Origin of the sequence: Acinetobacter sp. YH12096 (assembly GCF_013419215.1) — a bacterium.
Lineage (GTDB): Bacteria > Pseudomonadota > Gammaproteobacteria > Pseudomonadales > Moraxellaceae > Acinetobacter > Acinetobacter amyesii.
The window spans coordinates 1-18,264 of sequence record NZ_VPAM01000024.1; the positions used below are offsets into that span (position 1 = coordinate 1).

21 protein-coding genes are annotated in these 18,264 nt (G+C 40.8%); 10 read left to right on the plus strand and 11 right to left on the minus strand.

Annotated features, from left to right (window positions below; genetic code table 11):
* Positions 1 to 395: 395 nt before the first annotated feature.
* The 3 genes from FTU36_RS10950 to FTU36_RS10960 are packed head-to-tail and all read right to left on the minus strand — an operon-like array spanning position 396 to position 3,234.
* Entirely contained in the window at positions 396 to 1,472 is a 1,077-nt protein-coding gene (locus FTU36_RS10950) for a DUF6670 family protein (RefSeq protein WP_180117892.1), read from the minus strand.
* A 38-nt stretch (positions 1,473 to 1,510) separates the two neighbouring features.
* Entirely contained in the window at positions 1,511 to 2,335 is an 825-nt protein-coding gene (pssA, locus tag FTU36_RS10955) for a CDP-diacylglycerol--serine O-phosphatidyltransferase (protein ID WP_078189231.1), read from the minus strand.
* A 41-nt stretch (positions 2,336 to 2,376) separates the two neighbouring features.
* A complete protein-coding gene (locus FTU36_RS10960) occupies positions 2,377 to 3,234 on the minus strand; it encodes a 23S rRNA (adenine(2030)-N(6))-methyltransferase RlmJ (RefSeq protein WP_078189232.1) in 858 nt (285 codons plus the stop codon).
* A gap of 113 nt (positions 3,235 to 3,347) precedes the next feature.
* Here FTU36_RS10960 and FTU36_RS10965 point away from each other — a divergent pair, with 113 nt between their 5' ends.
* Both FTU36_RS10965 and FTU36_RS10970 read left to right on the plus strand, forming a co-directional pair.
* Positions 3,348 to 3,950, plus strand: coding sequence for a 2OG-Fe(II) oxygenase (locus FTU36_RS10965; RefSeq protein ID WP_180062876.1), 603 nt, complete (start codon positions 3,348 to 3,350; stop codon positions 3,948 to 3,950).
* 71 nt (positions 3,951 to 4,021) lie between these two features.
* Positions 4,022 to 4,549 carry a hypothetical protein gene (locus FTU36_RS10970; protein WP_180117894.1) on the plus strand — a complete coding sequence of 176 codons (528 nt, stop codon included), beginning with the start codon at positions 4,022 to 4,024 and terminating at the stop codon, positions 4,547 to 4,549.
* 49 nt (positions 4,550 to 4,598) lie between these two features.
* Here FTU36_RS10970 and FTU36_RS10975 read toward each other — a convergent pair whose 3' ends face one another.
* The 5 genes from FTU36_RS10975 to FTU36_RS10995 form a co-directional block, all read right to left on the minus strand.
* Positions 4,599 to 4,856, minus strand: coding sequence for a DUF2789 family protein (locus FTU36_RS10975; protein ID WP_078189234.1), 258 nt, complete (start codon positions 4,854 to 4,856; stop codon positions 4,599 to 4,601).
* Positions 4,857 to 4,961: 105 nt separating this feature from the next.
* Positions 4,962 to 5,222, minus strand: coding sequence for a DUF2789 family protein (locus tag FTU36_RS10980; RefSeq protein ID WP_078189235.1), 261 nt, complete (start codon positions 5,220 to 5,222; stop codon positions 4,962 to 4,964).
* Positions 5,223 to 5,410: 188 nt separating this feature from the next.
* Positions 5,411 to 6,397 (minus strand): malate dehydrogenase, encoded by a 987-nt coding sequence (locus FTU36_RS10985; protein WP_180008396.1) that lies wholly within the window; start codon positions 6,395 to 6,397, stop codon positions 5,411 to 5,413.
* A gap of 170 nt (positions 6,398 to 6,567) precedes the next feature.
* Positions 6,568 to 7,149: a ribonuclease I gene (locus tag FTU36_RS10990; RefSeq protein ID WP_171262588.1), complete on the minus strand. Its 582-nt coding sequence runs from the start codon at positions 7,147 to 7,149 to the stop codon at positions 6,568 to 6,570.
* Positions 7,150 to 7,275: 126 nt separating this feature from the next.
* The gene (locus FTU36_RS10995) at positions 7,276 to 9,252 is read right to left on the minus strand and encodes a lytic transglycosylase domain-containing protein (protein ID WP_180117898.1); all 1,977 of its coding nucleotides are present in this window, start codon (positions 9,250 to 9,252) and stop codon (positions 7,276 to 7,278) included.
* Between the two features lie 307 nt (positions 9,253 to 9,559).
* Between FTU36_RS10995 and miaB the strand changes: the two genes are divergently transcribed.
* The 4 genes from miaB to FTU36_RS11015 all read left to right on the plus strand — a co-directional run bounded on the left by miaB (position 9,560) and on the right by FTU36_RS11015 (position 12,993).
* Entirely contained in the window at positions 9,560 to 11,017 is a 1,458-nt protein-coding gene (gene miaB, locus FTU36_RS11000; protein ID WP_180117900.1) for a tRNA (N6-isopentenyl adenosine(37)-C2)-methylthiotransferase MiaB, read from the plus strand.
* Between the two features lie 38 nt (positions 11,018 to 11,055).
* On the plus strand, positions 11,056 to 12,147 hold the full coding sequence (locus FTU36_RS11005) for a PhoH family protein (RefSeq protein WP_111885944.1): 1,092 nt from the start codon (positions 11,056 to 11,058) through the stop codon (positions 12,145 to 12,147).
* 9 nt (positions 12,148 to 12,156) lie between these two features.
* Positions 12,157 to 12,639 (plus strand): rRNA maturation RNase YbeY, encoded by a 483-nt coding sequence (ybeY, locus tag FTU36_RS11010; protein WP_180117902.1) that lies wholly within the window; start codon positions 12,157 to 12,159, stop codon positions 12,637 to 12,639.
* A gap of 63 nt (positions 12,640 to 12,702) precedes the next feature.
* On the plus strand, positions 12,703 to 12,993 hold the full coding sequence (locus tag FTU36_RS11015; protein WP_180117904.1) for an antibiotic biosynthesis monooxygenase: 291 nt from the start codon (positions 12,703 to 12,705) through the stop codon (positions 12,991 to 12,993).
* On the opposite strand, the gene FTU36_RS11020 is transcribed toward FTU36_RS11015, so the two are convergent.
* Entirely contained in the window at positions 12,994 to 13,851 is an 858-nt protein-coding gene (locus FTU36_RS11020; protein ID WP_218954404.1) for an energy transducer TonB, read from the minus strand.
* 257 nt (positions 13,852 to 14,108) lie between these two features.
* On the opposite strand from FTU36_RS11020, the gene FTU36_RS11025 reads away from it, so the two are divergent.
* The 4 genes from FTU36_RS11025 (at position 14,109) to FTU36_RS11040 (ending at position 17,000) form a co-directional block, all read left to right on the plus strand.
* The gene (locus FTU36_RS11025; protein ID WP_180117908.1) at positions 14,109 to 14,792 is read left to right on the plus strand and encodes a hypothetical protein; all 684 of its coding nucleotides are present in this window, start codon (positions 14,109 to 14,111) and stop codon (positions 14,790 to 14,792) included.
* A 157-nt stretch (positions 14,793 to 14,949) separates the two neighbouring features.
* Complete coding sequence (locus FTU36_RS11030; RefSeq protein ID WP_078192434.1) at positions 14,950 to 15,663, plus strand: DUF3108 domain-containing protein; 714 nt, start codon at positions 14,950 to 14,952, stop codon at positions 15,661 to 15,663.
* 91 nt (positions 15,664 to 15,754) lie between these two features.
* Entirely contained in the window at positions 15,755 to 16,330 is a 576-nt protein-coding gene (locus tag FTU36_RS11035; RefSeq protein WP_078189246.1) for a xanthine phosphoribosyltransferase, read from the plus strand.
* Between the two features lie 271 nt (positions 16,331 to 16,601).
* Entirely contained in the window at positions 16,602 to 17,000 is a 399-nt protein-coding gene (locus FTU36_RS11040) for a hypothetical protein (RefSeq protein WP_143221573.1), read from the plus strand.
* A gap of 107 nt (positions 17,001 to 17,107) precedes the next feature.
* Here the strand turns inward: FTU36_RS11040 and FTU36_RS11045 are convergent, their stop codons facing one another.
* Both FTU36_RS11045 and wrbA read right to left on the minus strand, forming a co-directional pair.
* Positions 17,108 to 17,296, minus strand: coding sequence for a hypothetical protein (locus FTU36_RS11045; RefSeq protein ID WP_180117910.1), 189 nt, complete (start codon positions 17,294 to 17,296; stop codon positions 17,108 to 17,110).
* Between the two features lie 318 nt (positions 17,297 to 17,614).
* Positions 17,615 to 18,208 carry an NAD(P)H:quinone oxidoreductase gene (wrbA, locus tag FTU36_RS11050; protein WP_180117912.1) on the minus strand — a complete coding sequence of 198 codons (594 nt, stop codon included), beginning with the start codon at positions 18,206 to 18,208 and terminating at the stop codon, positions 17,615 to 17,617.
* Positions 18,209 to 18,264 lie beyond the last annotated feature (56 nt).

Below are 18,264 nucleotides of genomic sequence, written 5' to 3' on the forward strand. Positions count from 1 at the left end.
TACTGACAAAAATTTGCTCAAATAAACTTCGAGTAATTTCTACCATTAATCAATGAAAATAATTTCGATCGATCAATCAGTAAAAATCCACACAAGTTGTTCTTCATAATCTCTTAATGATCTTCTTGTTGGTTCGTCACCAGCAAGCTAGGTCGGCTATATTACTCTTTATTTCTAAAGAGTCAACCAGTAATTCAAATTATTTTTAAACTTATCAAATAAAACCCAACTTAATCAATTCAACCAAGTCATTGTTTTATCAGAAGTTTTAATCTTCATCACCACCGATGGATGTGCATTCTACAGCATTTCACATCCGTTGCAACACCCTTTTCCATTTATTTTTAATTTTTCATTACGTTTGTTTATTTATTCTACTAAATCAATTTTTTTTACTATTTTTTGAGCATAAAAGGGACAATATTTCCATATTTATCCGTTAATTTATCTTTTTCATTCTTTTCTTGCCATTTTAAAGCTCGACAATCGACATATTCACAGTAGCCACCTTCCCCACACTCGATTTCGTCGTTGATTTTGATTTGATAGTTAAAGCTTCCTGCATAGCCTGCGCCGAGTCCAAATTTAAAATCCCCACGACTCTGTGCTTGTACATGTATTTTCAGTTTGTCATTTTGGTAAATCCATTCAAATTCACGTGGCAAATACATTTTTTGCAAATTTGGGGTTTTAACTACAGGATAAACGCGCATGACTTTAAAGAACACGCCTTGGTCTGCCATGAACACTTGCTGCTGATTTAAATCTCTTAGATATAAACGTGAACTCAAAATATTGTTATAGCGGTCTCGCGTTTGCATAAAGATGATTTGACGCTTTCGGCTCAGGTTGATCACCTGATGGGTATAAAACGCCAAAGGTAAATATGGAAACTTGCGTATTTGTGCATAAGACAAAACCGCCAACTGATTTACATCATACATCTGGCCCTGAAATTTGATTTGCCCTTCACATTGGCACATCACCGACCAATATTCAGCAAGACCTAATCTTAATTTTATTAAACAAGAAGAAATATCGGTTGTTTGCACAGACAAATCTAAACTGAGTTCAGTATCTTCTCGATGGATTTGAAATACCGCTCCATCCCAACCAATCAGTTCTTTATCTCTAAATTTAAAGACGGTATCACTCAGACTACAGTCATCTTTAATGGAATATGATTGTAATTGACCAACCATATGACCGCTCACACTGGTCATTACTGTGGCTGTATTGAGTTCATCTTGTTGAATGGACGCAGGATTTTGAAAAGCAGGAATCTGAGGCTGCCCGAGCCAACTCATAAAGTTAAGATAATGTAATGGCGCAGGAAGATTCGGTAGACAAAGTCCATAATGGACTGAAGGATATGGCGTATTCGGCGCATGTAAATTTATTTTTTTATGTTGTAAATCTGGAGCTTGATTCAGTCGCCTTGATTGATCCAAGAAATCTTGAAATATCTGCATATCAAGCTCCTTTTCATTTTTTTATCTCATGCTTTAACTCATGCTTCTGCCTTTTTTGCCATTAAGGTTGTGACAAAACCAGACAATGCATAAATCACTGAAATAATTAAAATACCCATTGGAATATTATACGTTACAGCTGCTAAAACAAAGACTATGATTGGTAACACGGCAAATGGAACACGGCGACGATCCACCGTTTTAAATGAATAGTATTTCACATTTGAGATCATCAATAGACCCACTGCAATAATCACTACCGCATTAAAAATCTGAATACCTGTTTCGCGTAAGTCGAAGACTGCAGGGATGTCCATGCCTACCCATACCAATGAAATAATCATAACGGCTGCGAGTGGACTTGCAACACCAATAAAGTAACGTTTATCGACGACTCCGATTTGTACGTTAAAACGCGCTAAACGGAAGGCTGCACATGCGGTGTAAACAAAACATGCTGCCAGACCAATACGGCCTAAGTCATTTAGACTCCAGCTATACATTAAAATGGCAGGTGCAACACCAAATGCTAATAAGTCTGATAAGGAGTCAAACTGTTCACCAAATGGACTTTGCGCGCCGATAGCACGTGCGACACGGCCATCCAAACCATCAAATAATGCTGCAAGGAAAATGGCATAAATGGCTTGTTGAAACTCACCATTCATACTGGCAATAATTGAATAAAAGCCAGATAACAACGCAGCAGTTGTAATCAAGTTTGGCCACAGATAGATCCCACGACGTTTCACTTTATGCCCTTCATGGGTGTGCTCCTCTTCTTCAACTTCAAATGTAATGCCATCAAATGCATTTTCATCCTTTGAAGAAATTTCCCGCTCAGGTTTATTTGTATTTGTCATTGTTCGATCCTAACTGTGACCTTTCTTTTTCAAGTTTAAAATTATTCGCCAACCAACCAACGTACGGCTGCATGACCACCATTTTCATTCATACGAAGATGTGGGAACAACCATTGTAATGCTTCATCCGCATCTTCAGAGAATTTCCAAGGTGGGTTAATCACCAATAAACCACAACCATTTAGACCCACTGGAGTGTCATCTGGCCATACACAAATTTCGCAAACCAACTGACGACGAATGCCGGTTTTGTACATTTTCTTTTCAAAACGTTCAATCATCGCGCGGTCTTTAATTGGATACCATACCGCAAAAACGCCTGTCGGCCATTTTTTATAAGCAGCCACCAATAATTCTACAAGCTGTGGAAAATCTTTACGTTCTAATTCGTAAGGCGGGTCAATCATGACCAAACCACGCTTTTCTTTTGGTGGAATTACGCCCAATAAACCTTCGTAAGCATCACGCTCATGCAAGCCTGCACGTTTATCAAAAATATTGTGGCGCAATTGTTGGAACACATCACGCTGCATTTCAAAAATCGTGGCTTTATCAGTTTCACGCATGCCTTCGAGCGCAAACCATGGAGAGCCTGGGTAAGCGCCTTTACCAAAGTTTTCACGCATTTTTTCAACAACTTTTAAATATTGTTGAACACCTTCAGGCGCATTGCGTTTAATTGAATCATCGAGCTTAACTAAACGATGAATACCATTTAAAAACTCACCTGATTTCTGTGCTTCAGAGGTCGAAAGATCATATTTACCTGCACCACCATGTGTATCTACATAGCGATAAGGTTTATCTTTTGCATTCAGTCGACTTAATAACTGAAGCAGCAAAACGTGCTTCATCACGTCGGCAAAGTTGCCTGCATGGAAATGGTGACGGTAATTCATGTTTCTTTAATTCCTGATATCAACGGACATTTTAGCATGAAAAATAGTTTCATTCCGATGCTATTCTTGCTCTAGAATACGTCACCTTTTTTCCGCAGCTTTATGGACCGTATATGGAAACAGCCTTTCTCCCAAAGTCTTGGCCGGTTGATCAAATCCTCGATGATTTAGATCAACACGGGTTTAGCATTATTGATGACGCTTATCCTGCTGAATATATACATGCACTTGTTGAAGAATGTATGTCAAATTTAAATAAATTTAGGGATGCAGCCGTACAAAATGGGGTCATCAGTAAAATTAGAAGTGATCATATTTTATGGATTAACGACACATTAGATGTCGCACAAGAACACGTTCAAGCCTTAGAACTTTTATCAGAACAATTTAATCGCGCATTTTTTTCTAACATTCACGAAGTCGAAGCACATTTTGCTTGTTATAACGCAGGTGAGTTTTATGCACTACACAAAGATAATCCTCAAGGCAAAAATGGACGTGTCATTTCAGCGGTTTATTATTTGCATGAATATTGGCAAGCCGACTGGGGCGGTGAATTGCGCTTACAAGATAAGAATGATGTTTGGCATATTTTAGAACCTAAACCGAATCGCATTGCGTTATTCCAAAGTGACCTATTACACGAGGTACTCGAAGCTAAACATCAACGTTTATCGATTACGGCTTGGCTACGTAATGACAACTCGATGTGGTAATTCGAGATTCCTCCTTTAAATCCCTTAAACTATCCTCATATATGAGTCATTCATAGATGAGGATGTACCCGATGCGTCAAAACAGTCATAAAATTATTCAGCGTATTGGCGAAACCGATCAATTATTTCTACAAGGCAACAGCCCTGAACTTGCCCTTGAGCGTGCAGACTTACGCCTGCAATTGGTTAATTTAAGTAAGAACCATCAAGAACAAGTGTATTTTCTGCAAGAAGCCATTGTTCTACTTGAGCAAAGCCGGATTGAATTTGAAGAAATGCCGATTGAGCTATACATCAATTTGTCTGTACATTTAGCCAAAGCTTATATGATATTTTTTGAAATTACCCAAGAGCAGCGCTATGCCCTGATTACCCAGCAGATTATGAAACCGATGTCCAAAGCTGAACATGGCGACATCTACTTCTATTTGGCCTATGCCTCTGCGGTAAAACAGGAACCTGCGTTAACCCGCCACTGGTTAAATAAATACTGCAAATCTCAAGAATTCAAACTGACCACATTACTTGAGCATCCTGCATTTAATCCTTATCGCCAAGAAGAGTGGTTTGCAGAATTACGCCAAAGTAAACTGCACTAAATAAAAAACACCTCCGAAGAGGTGTTTTTTATTTGTAGAGAAATGAAATCTATGCCGGCTGCAGCTTATATGCATCCATATGTAACTGTTGATTCAGCTCATCAATCCAAATAGCCCAATCATCATCTTGTACTAAATGACTGATTAGAAAATCACGCTGCGCTTTATTCCAAAACGGCGCATCATGTAAATTTTCACTTGCGGCAAGCTGATGCGTACGTACGTATAACTCGATCGCAGCTGGACTGCTGGCTAACCCCAATTGAGAAAACAATAAAGCTAAGGATGGTTTATTTTGATTGAGCATCTCGCCCTCCTTATCAACTAATCTGTCATTTATTATTTAATTAACTTATATGATGAAGCTAAAAAAACCTAGCGATAAAACTAGGTTTGTTGTTTCAAATTGTATTTAGATTTTGCATGATCCTGAAAGCTTATGTTCTGTATGCAATTGTTCATTTAAAATATCGACCACCATGGCCCAGTCATCATCTTTTTTCCAATGACTAATAATAAAGTCGCGCTGTGACTTCGTCCAAAATGGCGCTTCATGCAATGGAACATCCATGGTGATTTGATGCGTTTCGATAAATTGATCGATGCCTTCCGGACTTGCATCCAACCCCAATTGTTCAAAAAATAGTTCCAACGTCGGTTGTTGATCAAACATTGCCGTTCTCCTCAAGCCAAAAACATTTCTTCCATCTTCATAGTTATCTGTTTAATTGACTTTGTCAGTTGCAACTACATCTCAACGTGTTATTTTTTGTTCAAAACTTAAGCGTGGTATTTTTCGCAGGCCATAAAAAAGCACCCCAAATGGAGTGCTTTTTTTATAATTTAATTTAAAAAATTAAATTATTTAACCATGTCAGCAACTGCTGCACGTTCTTCTTCAAGCTCGTTTAGAGTGACGTTGATACGTTCACGGCTGAATTCGTCGATTTCAAGACCTTGAACGATTTTGTATTCGCCGTTTTCAGTTGTTACAGGGAAACCGAACATTACGCCTTCAGGAATACCATAAGAACCGTCAGAAGGAATACCCATAGTTACCCATTTGCCGTTTGTGCCAAGAGCCCAATCGCGCATATGGTCGATTGCAGCGTTTGCAGCAGAAGCAGCAGAAGAAAGACCACGCGCTTCGATGATCGCAGCACCACGTTTACCAACAGTTGGAAGGAATACGTCTTTGTTCCAAGCAGCATCGTTGATTTTGTCTTTTAAGCTTTCGCCGTTTACATTTGCAAAACGGTAGTCAGCATACATCGTTGGAGAGTGGTTACCCCAAACTGTCATGTTTTCGATGTCAGAAACTGCAACACCTGCTTTTTGAGCAAGTTGAGTTAACGCACGGTTGTGGTCAAGACGTAACATTGCTGTGAAGTTTTTCGCTGGAAGATCTGGAGCAGATTTCATTGCGATGTAAGCGTTAGTGTTTGCAGGGTTACCTACAACAAGAACTTTAACGTCACGGCTAGCAACTTCGTTAAGCGCTTGGCCTTGACCGATGAAGATTTCACCGTTTACTTTAAGAAGGTCAGCACGTTCCATACCAGGACCACGTGGACGTGAACCTACAAGAAGAGCGTAGTCAGCATCTTTGAATGCAACTTTAGGATCATCAGTACCGATCATACCTTCTAAAAGAGGGAATGCGCAGTCATCAAGTTCCATCATTACGCCTTTAAGCGCTTGTTGAGCTTTCTCAACTGGAATTTCTAATAATTGAAGGATAACTGGTTGGTCTTTACCCAACATTTCACCGCTTGCGATACGGAATAATAAGCTATAACCGATTTGACCAGCTGCGCCAGTAACGGCAACACGAACTGCTTGCTTCATGTAATTATCTCCAATTGAGGAAGGTCATAATGATTAAATAGCTGTTCTATCTAATCTTAATAATCATAAACGGCAAAGATTGTACTCCAATCTTTTGACGCTTGCATGTAAAAGAGAATGCTTTTCAACAAAAGTATGATAGGAAATATAAATAAAATGCCGAAAAAAGCTTAGAAAGAACCTTTAATTATGAAAGTTGCAGGACAATTTCCGACGATAGTCGTAGGGCAACTTTTGTACTGACCATTGTTTTTATAGCAAATTTTAATCTCAGTCAGTAGGCTGCCACCACGGGTTTGCATACAGTTAAATTCAATACTTTGAGATACCAATCCGCTGTTCATACGCAACATTTTATTACGCAAGACATTCGCTTGAATGGATTGGGTTTCTTGGCTAGTCAATTCATCTGGAATTTTTAGCTTATCTGCATGATTAATAATGGTTCTAAAATATTGGCTGGCATTCATTGGGACACAGCCGCCGGTATTGTGCCAAAGCGCCACGCGAGCATTTTCATCAGGCATAATCCGTGCAACCACTTTGGCTTGCAGCGGAGAAAGTTTAGCGGAACTATTGGTGGTGCAATCACGGGTAGAAGTTTCTGGATATAGACCCGTGATATTGAGTGAATACCCTTCCAGACATTTACGTTTTTTACTTTTTAATGGGTCATAAGCGCAAACAGCAGGCACCATTTGCACATCCATTACATAACCATTGACCACGGGTGCTGCCGAAAGCACAGACATACCAAAGCCTGCACCACTGCCGATGAGCAGTGATGTCAGTATTCGATAAGCAGGTCTAATGTCCATGTTCGGCATTCATTATTTACCCATATTGCGCCTAAAAACAGGCGCGTCTTGCTTTAAGATTTATTGCGCATTCCGTAATGGAATCATTTGCATTCGTTTTTCAATCGATTGCGGCCCTTGACCTAATAAAAGGCCGTAATGGGTTGCATTGGTCATCACATGTTTTACATAGTCTCGAGTTTCCGTTAATGGAATCGATTCCGTATATTGATCTGCTGCAATCGCTTGATATTCAGGCTGCCAGCGTCGAGCACGATTTGGACCTGCATTGTAGCCTGCGGTCGCTAATACTGGACTATTACTCAATTGACGTTGAATCATCGATAAATAGAAAGTGCCATAACGGATATTGGTATTCATATCCGTTAATGCAGCGGGGTTATAACTCTCCCCCATCTGACGAGCCACCAATTTTGCGGTGTCTGGCATAATTTGCATTAAACCACCGGCACCGACATGTGAACGTGCGCTAGTGACAAACCGACTTTCTTGACGCATCAAACCATAAGCCCATGCAGGGTCAATGCCGGCATTACGACTATGACTCACCACATAATTTTGATGCGGCATGGCATAACGTAAAGCATAATTGTGCTGTTTGGTGGTTCGATCTGCTGCATAAATCGCCCGATCATACCAGCCCATATCGGTTGCACGTTTAGCTGCGGCAAGAATCATGCCATCATCATGCTTTAAGTAGGCTTGACGCACTGCCCAGTTCCATTCACGGTTAATATAGCTGTCAGATGCATTAATATTGCGCAATGCAAAGGCACGACGGAAGTGAATATCCTGACTGAGACGCTGCGCATCTTGTGACGAAGGCTGCACATTTGACGGAATATTGTTATAAGACTGACCAATTTTGTCACGTGCTAACAAATTATGGTAATCATCGCCAGCAGCGAGCTTGCGATAAATTTCTTTTGCCGCACGTTTAGATGAGGAATCGTCACGTTGTTCAGAGGCACGTGCTAACCAATATTGCCAACGATCTTCTTGCTTTTGCGAAACGCTCATCGCATCAATTGCACGAATGACACTTTCCCATGCGCCAAAACGAATGGCTTGTCGCGCATAAATCTCGGCTTCTTCTGCACTAAAAGGCAGCCCATAACTCAAATCAAGATAATTTAGAACTTCACGGTTGAAATTGTTTTTCATTACCGTTGTACCACCGATATACCCAACACTCCGGTATAGGGCTTTTTGCACATCGGCTGGTGTGCCTTCTGCTGCACGTTTCACCGAAGAAATCGCGCCATTTAAGTCGCTATCGGCCAAGCGACCCATCGCATAGATCAGGTATGCATGATCTTCAGCTGTGGCTTTGGGTGCAGACCATAAATAATTCAGTGGATTGGCTTGAATGGTGTTGAGTTGTGACAAATTAATATTCACGCCAATGGTTTGCGCAGTCGCAATCGCTTGTCCTGACTGACCCGCTCTTAACTGTCCCCACATCCGTTGATGGCGGTCATCTTGAGTCATTAAAGGACTTGACAGCATCATACGGCCCAAGCCTGTACACGAGTCAGGTTGTGAGTTTGTGGTCAACCATACATCTTTAAATTCTGCGTAAACCAGAGGGTCGCCCGACTTTGCGCGGACTTGAGCCATGGCACATGTTTCAGCACGGTCAGCATTAGTCACATATTGCAAGACAGGCTGTGCTGTAGCGAAATCAGCTTGTTTGACTTTTTCTTCAACATAATCTGCGGCTAATTTTTCTGCCATTGCCGAATTTGGATAGCGCTGTGCAAAATTAATAATGGCACTTGCAGGTTGTGAAACCAAATTGTTATTCAGTAACCAATATTCTGGATAATAGCCCAAAACATCATTTTGCATAGATGATTGGTATTGTTGTAATAAACTAATATTGCCTGCATTCGCAGCACGTAAAGCATCGTTAAACTGCTCATCTGCGGCTTGGGCAAACGCAGAAATTCCGGAGAGCCCGACACTCAAAGCAAGTAATTTAGCGTAATTTTTCTGTTTAAAATTATGTTTTAACATCCACTTGCCTTCTTTCATGTCATTCTGCTCAGTTACAGCACATCGAACTTTGTTTAGGAATTAGTTTAATAATTCTAAACTCTGCATTGTGTTCTGTTATGTAACCTTATGATTAGCCAATATTAATTTTCAAACATTTTTGCTTCATAAATCAATATGGCAGAGTTGTCATTTTAGGCTGTAAGTTTCTAGTAAATTACTGCTAAAATATTGCCCATTCTTAAAATCCCCTTTTTGACCTCCGCAGCTGCACAATTCAATTGATTGAATTGTCTGTCAGCCACGTATGGTTATTGATTTTCATAAAATTCCTTTAGGAGCCTACATGACGGTTCAAACCTTCATCCCCAATAGTGCCCAAGCTGCCCCAGATAACACTGTTACCCAGCCACAGCACACCCAAGCTCAAGATGGAGCAGTGAAAAAACTGTACATCGAAACGCAAGGGTGTCAGATGAATGAGTATGACAGTCAACGTATGGGCGACCTTTTAGGTGACTCTCACGGTTATGTGCTAACGAACGACCCTAAAGAAGCCGATATTCTCCTGATGAATACCTGCTCTATCCGTGAAAAAGCACAAGAAAAAGTATTTTCTGAGTTAGGCCGCTGGCGCAAGCTGAAAGAAAAAAATCCAGACTTGGTGATTGGTGTCGGTGGTTGTGTTGCTTCTCAGGAAGGTGACAACATTCAAAAACGCGCACCCTATGTTGACATGGTGTTTGGTCCACAAACCTTACACCGTTTACCGCAAATGTTGGATCAACATACTGAGCAAGTGGTCAAACCGAAAAAAGAAAAAATTCAATTGGTGGATATTTCATTCCCTGACATTGAAAAATTCGACTTTTTACCTGAACCGCGTGTAGAAGGTTTTAAAGCCTTTGTTTCTATCATGGAAGGCTGTTCTAAATACTGTTCATTCTGCGTGGTTCCCTATACCCGTGGTGAAGAAGTTTCTCGCCCACTCGATGACGTATTGGCTGAAATTGCCACTTTAGCTGAAAAAGGCGTACGTGAAATTTCATTACTCGGCCAAAACGTGAATGGTTACCGTGGTGAAACTTTTGAAGGTGAAATCTGTACCTTTGCAGACTTATTACGTTTAGTCGCTGAAATTCCGGGGATTGGTCGTATTCGTTACACCACATCGCACCCACTTGAATTTAACGATGACTTGATTCAATGCTACCGTGACTTACCGCAAATGGTTTCTCACTTGCATCTACCGGTTCAAAGTGGTTCAAACGACGTGCTACAAGCCATGAAGCGTAACCACACGATTGATGTTTATATCGATAAAATTGCCAAATTACGTCAAGTTCGCCCTGATATGCATTTATCTAGCGACTTTATTATTGGCTTTCCGGGCGAGACTGACGAGAACTTCGAAGAAACTTATCAATTTATTCAAGATATGGACTTCGATCATTCATACAGTTTCATCTACTCAAAACGTCCGGGTACACCTGCGTCAGAGCTTGAAGACACCACCCCTGAGGATGTGAAAAAAGAACGTCTTGCCAAAGTTCAACAATGGATTAAACAATCCAGTATTGATAAAACTGATGCCATGCTAGGCACCATTCAACGTGTCTTGGTTGAGTCTGTTTCAGACAAAGATCCGAACTTGCTGATTGGTACTGCAGACAATACACGTTTGGTCAGCTTCATTGGTGATCCTGCATGGGTTGGGCGTTTTGCAGAGATTGAAGTGACTGATATTAAAACTTTGAAGTTTGTTTATGGTGAACTCTTGAATCTTGAGCCTGACGTGGCGTAATGTAAGCTTAATCGTCAGACCAATTTAAAGGAATTCTCTTGACTGCAGCGATTCGACGTACTGTAACTTTTGCTGGTATTCCACTTGACCGTTTACAAAGCATGCTCGGTGCCTATAACGGTCATCTCAAACAAATTGAACAACGTTTAGATGTCAAAATTTCTCATCGCGCAGATGCTTTTTTTGTCGATGGGGAAATCGATGCGGTTGAGAGAGCCGAAAGCCTCCTTCACCGTCTTTATGAAGAGTCCGAAACCAATCCACAGATTAGTGCTGATATCTTACACATGATGATTCAAGGCAGTCAGACCGACCGCGAAATTCAGGAAGATTTTTCTGAAAATGAGCACACCGGTTTAGATAATGTTTATCTACAAACTCGTAAAGGTCGGATCAACCCACGTGGTGCCAATCAAAAACGCTACGTGCAACGTATTTTACAAAGTGATATTTCTTTCGGTATTGGCCCAGCGGGTACAGGTAAAACTTATCTCGCGGTCGCCGCTGCAGTAGATATGCTAGAACGCAACGAAATTCAACGCATTTTATTGGTTCGCCCTGCGGTTGAAGCCGGTGAAAAACTGGGGTTTTTACCCGGTGATTTGAGCCAAAAAATTGACCCTTACTTACGTCCGCTATACGACGCTTTGTATGAAATGCTCGGTTTTGAAAAAGTCGCTAAATTAATTGAACGTCAAGTGATTGAAGTTGCTCCTCTGGCCTACATGCGTGGTCGTACCCTAAATCATTCCTTTGTGATTTTAGATGAAGCACAGAACACCACCCCTGAACAAATGAAAATGTTCCTCACCCGTTTAGGTTTTGGTTCTCGTGCGGTAATCACTGGCGACATTACACAGGTCGATTTACCTCGCGGTCAACAATCTGGTTTGGCACATGCCTTACGTGTGATTGAAAAAATCAAAGAAATTCATATTACTCGCTTCCACTCTCGTGACGTGGTACGTCATCAATTGGTTCAAAAAATTGTTGAAGCCTATGAGGGATGGGACAGCGAACAACATCGCCTCACGGCTGAACAACGTGCAGAACGTAAAGCACGTCAGGAGGCCTTGGTGGCGGACAATGATGCTAAAGCTGATGGGCAGCATCAAGACGAAAACATTTAAGGATTCATTTTGAAACTTAATCTCTCCTTGCAGCAAAATTTTCAGTCACCTGAATTGGTGGTGAAACGTACGCATATCAAAAAAGTCGTGGAAACGGCTTTACGTCATATCGATACACAAAGTGATTGTGAGATCGGTATTGCATGTGTGGACAATGACGAAAGCCACAAATTGAACTTGGAATATCGTGGTAAAGACAAACCGACTAATGTGTTGTCTTTTCCGAGCGATCTCCCCGATGAAATGGCAGCAGTTTTAGACTCATTTCCGATTGGCGACTTGGTGATTTGTATTCCTGTGGTTCTTCGTGAAGCACAAGAACAAAGCAAAGCACCCCTGACCCACTTTACGCATATGCTGGTACACGGTACGTTGCACCTCATGGGCTATGACCATGAAACCTCTGATGAAGATGCTGAAGAAATGGAAGCGTTGGAAATTGAGATTTTAGCCAAATTGGGGTTTGATAACCCTTATCTGGAAAGAGATTAAGAACCAAAAAAGCGAGCTACGGCTCGCTTTTTTTATCGTCATAAAAACCAAGGAAGGAAAGATATGCAATATGTCGTGATTTTTAAAGCACGCATTCATACACTTGATGAACTGTATTTTTCGACTGCACAGCAGCTTAGAGACAAAGCTTTGACACACTTTAACTGTCAACATTTTGAAGCGCTGCCAGAGGGTGAGCATGAAATCGCCCTTTCCTACTGGAATACGTTAGAAGACATTCGAGCTTGGCAGCAAGATGCACAACATCTAGTGGCGCAGCAATTGGGGAAAAACCAATGGTATGCGAGTTTTAGCGTCGAAATCTGCGAAGTTTTGCGACGCTATCACAACTGATTAACGCACCTCAAACTCTGCTTCTGCAGGATCAAAGCGCCAAGTACGCACAATACGAAGTTCTGAGATGTCTTTCATTTTGGCATCAAACAAACCAAAAGGTGCCGCCTTACGCACAGAGGTTTTTGCTGCTTCATCCAATAAACTTGAACCTGAACTTTCGATCAAACGAATGGCACGAATCCCGCCATTACTGTTCAAAATAACCATTAAACGTACTTCACCGCGTAGCTGTTGCTGTTTTGCCGCTTCAGGATAATAACGGTTGCCATAAAACTCGACTTTTTCGCGGAATTTTTCCATATAAGCAGCAGAAACATCTTGCTTGGCTTGAATACCATCAATGGTTTTAATTTTTTGCTGACGGCTAAAGTTTTGCTGACGTTGTAAATATTGAGCTTCGATACTCGCCACCATCGCAGCCTTAGCCTGAAACTGACTATTCAACTCCTCAACGGCTTTTTTGCGACTGTTTTCTTCCGCTTGCTTTTGCCAACTCAAAGTTGTCATCAACACTTTATCTTCAAAGCTGAGCTCTTTCTTTTGTTGCAGTTGTTCTAAAGCTTCACTTTTTTGCTCACCGGCTTTTTGTTCGATCATCGGTGCAGGCATGTCACTCGACATACGATGCGACTCACGGAATGTCCCCGAGCCCTGCTGATCGGCTTGCGCTAAAAAGTCTGCATGTTCAATTTTTTCCGTCGTAGGACGTAAAGAAACTGCAATTTCTTTGGTGTCATAGTCAGCCTCTTGGGGCATGGTAAATTGCATGGTTAAAAATGCCAAATGCAACGCAGCAGCAAACGCCAACGCAGTTGCAAATATGGGATCTTTCCACCACTCTTTCATCAAGGGCATGAACGTTATTTTTTTCAGCATCTCATTAAACCGACAATTTGCCGCATTCCCCAAACTGCTTAAAACAGTATAAAATAAAACTCGTATTCATTTTTTGATGAAAACGAGAAATCCATCAACACATCGATAATGCACAATTAAAATCATGAAAATGGTGCAATTTATTTTGCTAAACTGCAAGATCAAAACCTTGTGTTTTTATAGAAATCGACAAGATACACATCGTCAAAAACATAATTTGTCAGGATGCACTTCTTATGCAAACGCTAGTTTCCAATATCGCTAAACGTATACGCCAAGTGTACCAAAAAGCTGAAGGATTTATTGAAGATGAGCGTGAATTCCCAATGTCTCAAGTGTTTTTAAATGCGACGTTTCAGCGCTTTGTGACCGATAATGTGAAAATGCTCAAAGACTTGCATGCTGACCTTCATGACGACTGGCTCAGACTGTATGCCACACTCGATTATAATGGACTCCTTATTACACTTTCCGTGGACCTTAAATTGGTGCAAATGGAGCTGAATAAAAATACCCAATTGATCGTGTTTGAACAAATTAGTGATACTCAAGTCATTGAAGCCAAATATCCAAATGTTCTGTATAAGATGGGCGTGCGCATGGCGTTATGGTTCTATCAAAAAGTACTCAACCAAGATCCATTGGGTATGATTTTGGAAAAGCTCAATGTGATCAAAGTTAAAGATGATTTACTGTATTTAGACCTGAATCGCTGGCTCGGTAAAAGTCGATCGATTATCGACACATTGGGCAAAGTCCATGTCAACCATGCTGTTTTACGTGAGGCCGAATTGGTGGTGATTGGTAATGTTAATTTAACCGCATTGTTCACCAAGATGTCGCAAGAACGGATAGAAGACTGGGATGACTCAAATTTAAAAGACGATGAAGTCACGCCAATTAAGCAAAAGGAAAGCTAGACTTATCCTGTACTTAGATATCTTGAGCCTATAAAACGCTACACAACATATACATTAGGCACGGATTTGCGACGAGATTCTCCACAATCCAGCCGCATAATAAACATATCAGGTGGTTTAGCCCACCGCACTTCTATTGAATAGGAAAACCATACTTATGGCACATTCAGTTTTGAAAAATTTAGGTCTTGTTGCTGGGGTATCGACTACACTGCTTTTGACTGGTTTCTCAAGTCAGTCATTTGCCATGAGTCCATTCCAAGCCAACTACCAATTTAACTACAACGGCAAAAACTTGGGTTCTGCAACACGTACCCTAAAACAATCTGGGAATAACTGGACGTATGTTTTCGCAGCAAAAGCTGGTGCGATGGCCTCTGCAACTGAAACCAGTCGTTTTAGTTTAAATGGCAGCCAAATTCACTCGAACAGCTTTAGCCGCAGCAGCAAAATTTTGGTGCACAACAACACCATGAATATTAATTTTAATGCTGGCGCAAAAACCATTAATACCAAAAAAGATGATAAAGCTCGTTCATTTGCGTGGAAATCAGGTGTGTTAGATGAACTGAATGCCGAATTGCAAATTCGTGAAGATTTAAAAAATGGTGGTTTGAAATCGAATTACTACATTGCCGATGCCAAAGAGGTTGAAGCTCGTAAGTTCGTGAAACAGGGCACTGAAAAAGTGAAAACCACTTATGGAACTTTTGACACCGTTAAAGTCGTGATGCGTCATGACAAACCAGGCCGTCAAACGACTTTCTGGTTAGCACCAAAACTAGATTATCTACCTGTCAAAGTTTCCCACCAAGACAATAAAACCTCTTACGGTTTATTGTTAACGGGCTATAAAGGTGCAACAAATTAATTGATTTGATCAATTTCGCTTGCATTTTTCACGGTGCTTTTTAAAATACGCTTTTGCTTTAAAAAGCACCTGCCCCCTCGAGGATTCTCCCGTGCACGCTCTGGAACAGAAAATCTTAGCTGAAGGTATCGTTCTCTCTGAAGAAGTTCTGAAAGTCGATTCTTTCCTGAACCACCAAATTGACCCTGTGATGATGCAACAAATTGGTCAAGAATTTGCCCGTCTTTTTAAAGATGCTGGCATCACAAAAATCATTACGATTGAAGCATCAGGTATTGCACCTGCGGTAATGGCTGGTCTTGAACTTGGTGTTCCTGTGATTTTTGCACGTAAATATCAATCTTTGACCTTAAAAGATGATTTGTATCGCTCAAAAGTGTTTTCTTTCACGAAACAAACTGAAAGCACTATCGCGATTTCTAAAAAGCACATCAATGCTGAAGATAAAGTTTTAGTGATTGATGACTTCTTGGCCAATGGTCAAGCGGCTTTAGGTCTTGCAGATCTTATTCATCAAGCAAGTGCTGAAGTATTGGGTATCGGTATCGTGATTGAAAAATCATTCCAACCTGGTCGTGATATTTTGCTTGAAAAAGGCTATCGCGTTGAATCATTGGCACGTGTGAAATCACTGGCGAATGGTACGGTTGAATTTGTTCGCGACTAAGTTTGCGTTCAAAAGAAAAAAAGAACACATCAGGTGTTCTTTTTTTTTGCTAAAAATTTGCAATTAAGGTGACATAGAGCGCACTTTTTAACGCCTTGGTTACAAGCAGACAAAACATCTGTGCGCAAAAATCGATAAAATTCAGGAAAATCGTTGCATTTGATCGAATGGGTCAACTACTCATCTGTCAAATTACATTATGCTGCACCATAAATTCGGCCACTTTATTTTTTTAAGGCTACGGAAAGTTATGAATACAGAAGATCAAAACATGGAACCGACCGTTAAATGTCCAAAATGTGGATCAACCCATATTGAAAAGCGTAACCATGAACAAAACTTACAAAAAATTGGTGGGGTCTTACTCAGTGGTGCAGGAACTGCTGCAGGGACTGTCGGTGGTGCGGCATCTGGCGCATCTATTGGTGCTGCGATTGGTGGTGTGACTGCAGGCCCACTTGGCGTGATTATGGGCGGAACCATCGGGACATTTGTCGGTGCGATTAGTGTCGGTATTACTGGTGGTTTTCTAGGACACCGTTTTGGTAAAAAAGCCGGCGTGATCGTCGATCAAAATATTTTTCTCGACTACCAATGTTTAGACTGCAAACAGCGCTTTGAAGTTGAGCAACAGCCTGAAGACGCTGCAAAGACTTCGGATCAAGACTAAATTCGATGTAAAAAAAGAGCGCATCAGCGCTCTTTTTAATGGGTTATTGTTTTTCTAACATGTATTTCTAGCCTATTGAAATGCTATTCGAAACCATGGCGAATCAATTATTTTGAAGCATCAGTTAAAGATTTTGATTCTGCTTTGACTTGATCTTGTTTCGCCAAAAATTCTTTTTCTTCAGCTTTTTTCTCTTGCCGGAAATCCATACTGTGCAAAACTGGCATTGCCGTACACAAGGAGGATGCAGCAAATGCGGAACACAGGAAAATCATTCGAAAATTAATAATAGACATCACACACCCCAAAGAAGAAATTTAAATACAAATCATGTAATCAAAAAATAAAAATAACGCGCCCAAAAAGACAGCAAAAATCGATTCAAGGCCATCACTGAGCAGGCTGTATTTAAAAACTTTCAATATGTTATTGATATCACTTATTTTGGGTATTTTAAGAATAGTTCGACAGATTTATTTTTATATTTTTGGGCGCAAATACGACATCGTTAATAAAAAGAAATCACACGTAAAAAAGCAAGAAAAGTGCAATATTTAAGCCTTTTCTTGCTCGTTCGCTACAAAGTCTGTGTAACTTCCTAGAACAAGTAAGTATCAAATCAACTTTTTGACCACTTCGCCCAGGCGTTTACCCTGCTCTTCACATAAGTTTCGCTCATCTTGACTCAATGACTGATCATGGCGTGGACCACTGACATGACTTGCACCATAAGGCGTACCACCCGTTTTGGTATTCGATAATGCAGGATGGGCATTACTTAAACCCATAACCATCATTCCGTGATGAAACAAAGGTGGCAGCATGGTCAGCAAAGTACTTTCCTGTCCGCCATGCATTGAACCTGAACTGGTAAACACACAGGCAGGTTTGCCATGTAATGCGCCATTGAGCCAAAGCGCTGTGGTTTGATCCCAGAAATATTTCATTTCCGACGCCATATTACCAAAACGTGTTGGCGAACCAAGGGCTAAACCTGAGCAATGCGCTAAGTCATCTAAGCTACAGTAAATATCGCCTTCGGCAGGAATACTGGGCTGCACGTCAGTCACCACAGCGGATAAATTTGGAACGGTTCGTATTTTTACCGCTATTCCAGACGCTTCAATTCCATTGGCAATCAAATGTGCCATCTCACGTGTTGAACCATATTTGCTGTAATACAGCACTAGTACATAAGCTTGCGTCATTTTTATAAATTCAATGAAAAAAGAAAACTATACGGTATTTTTCCTATTTTTTGGTT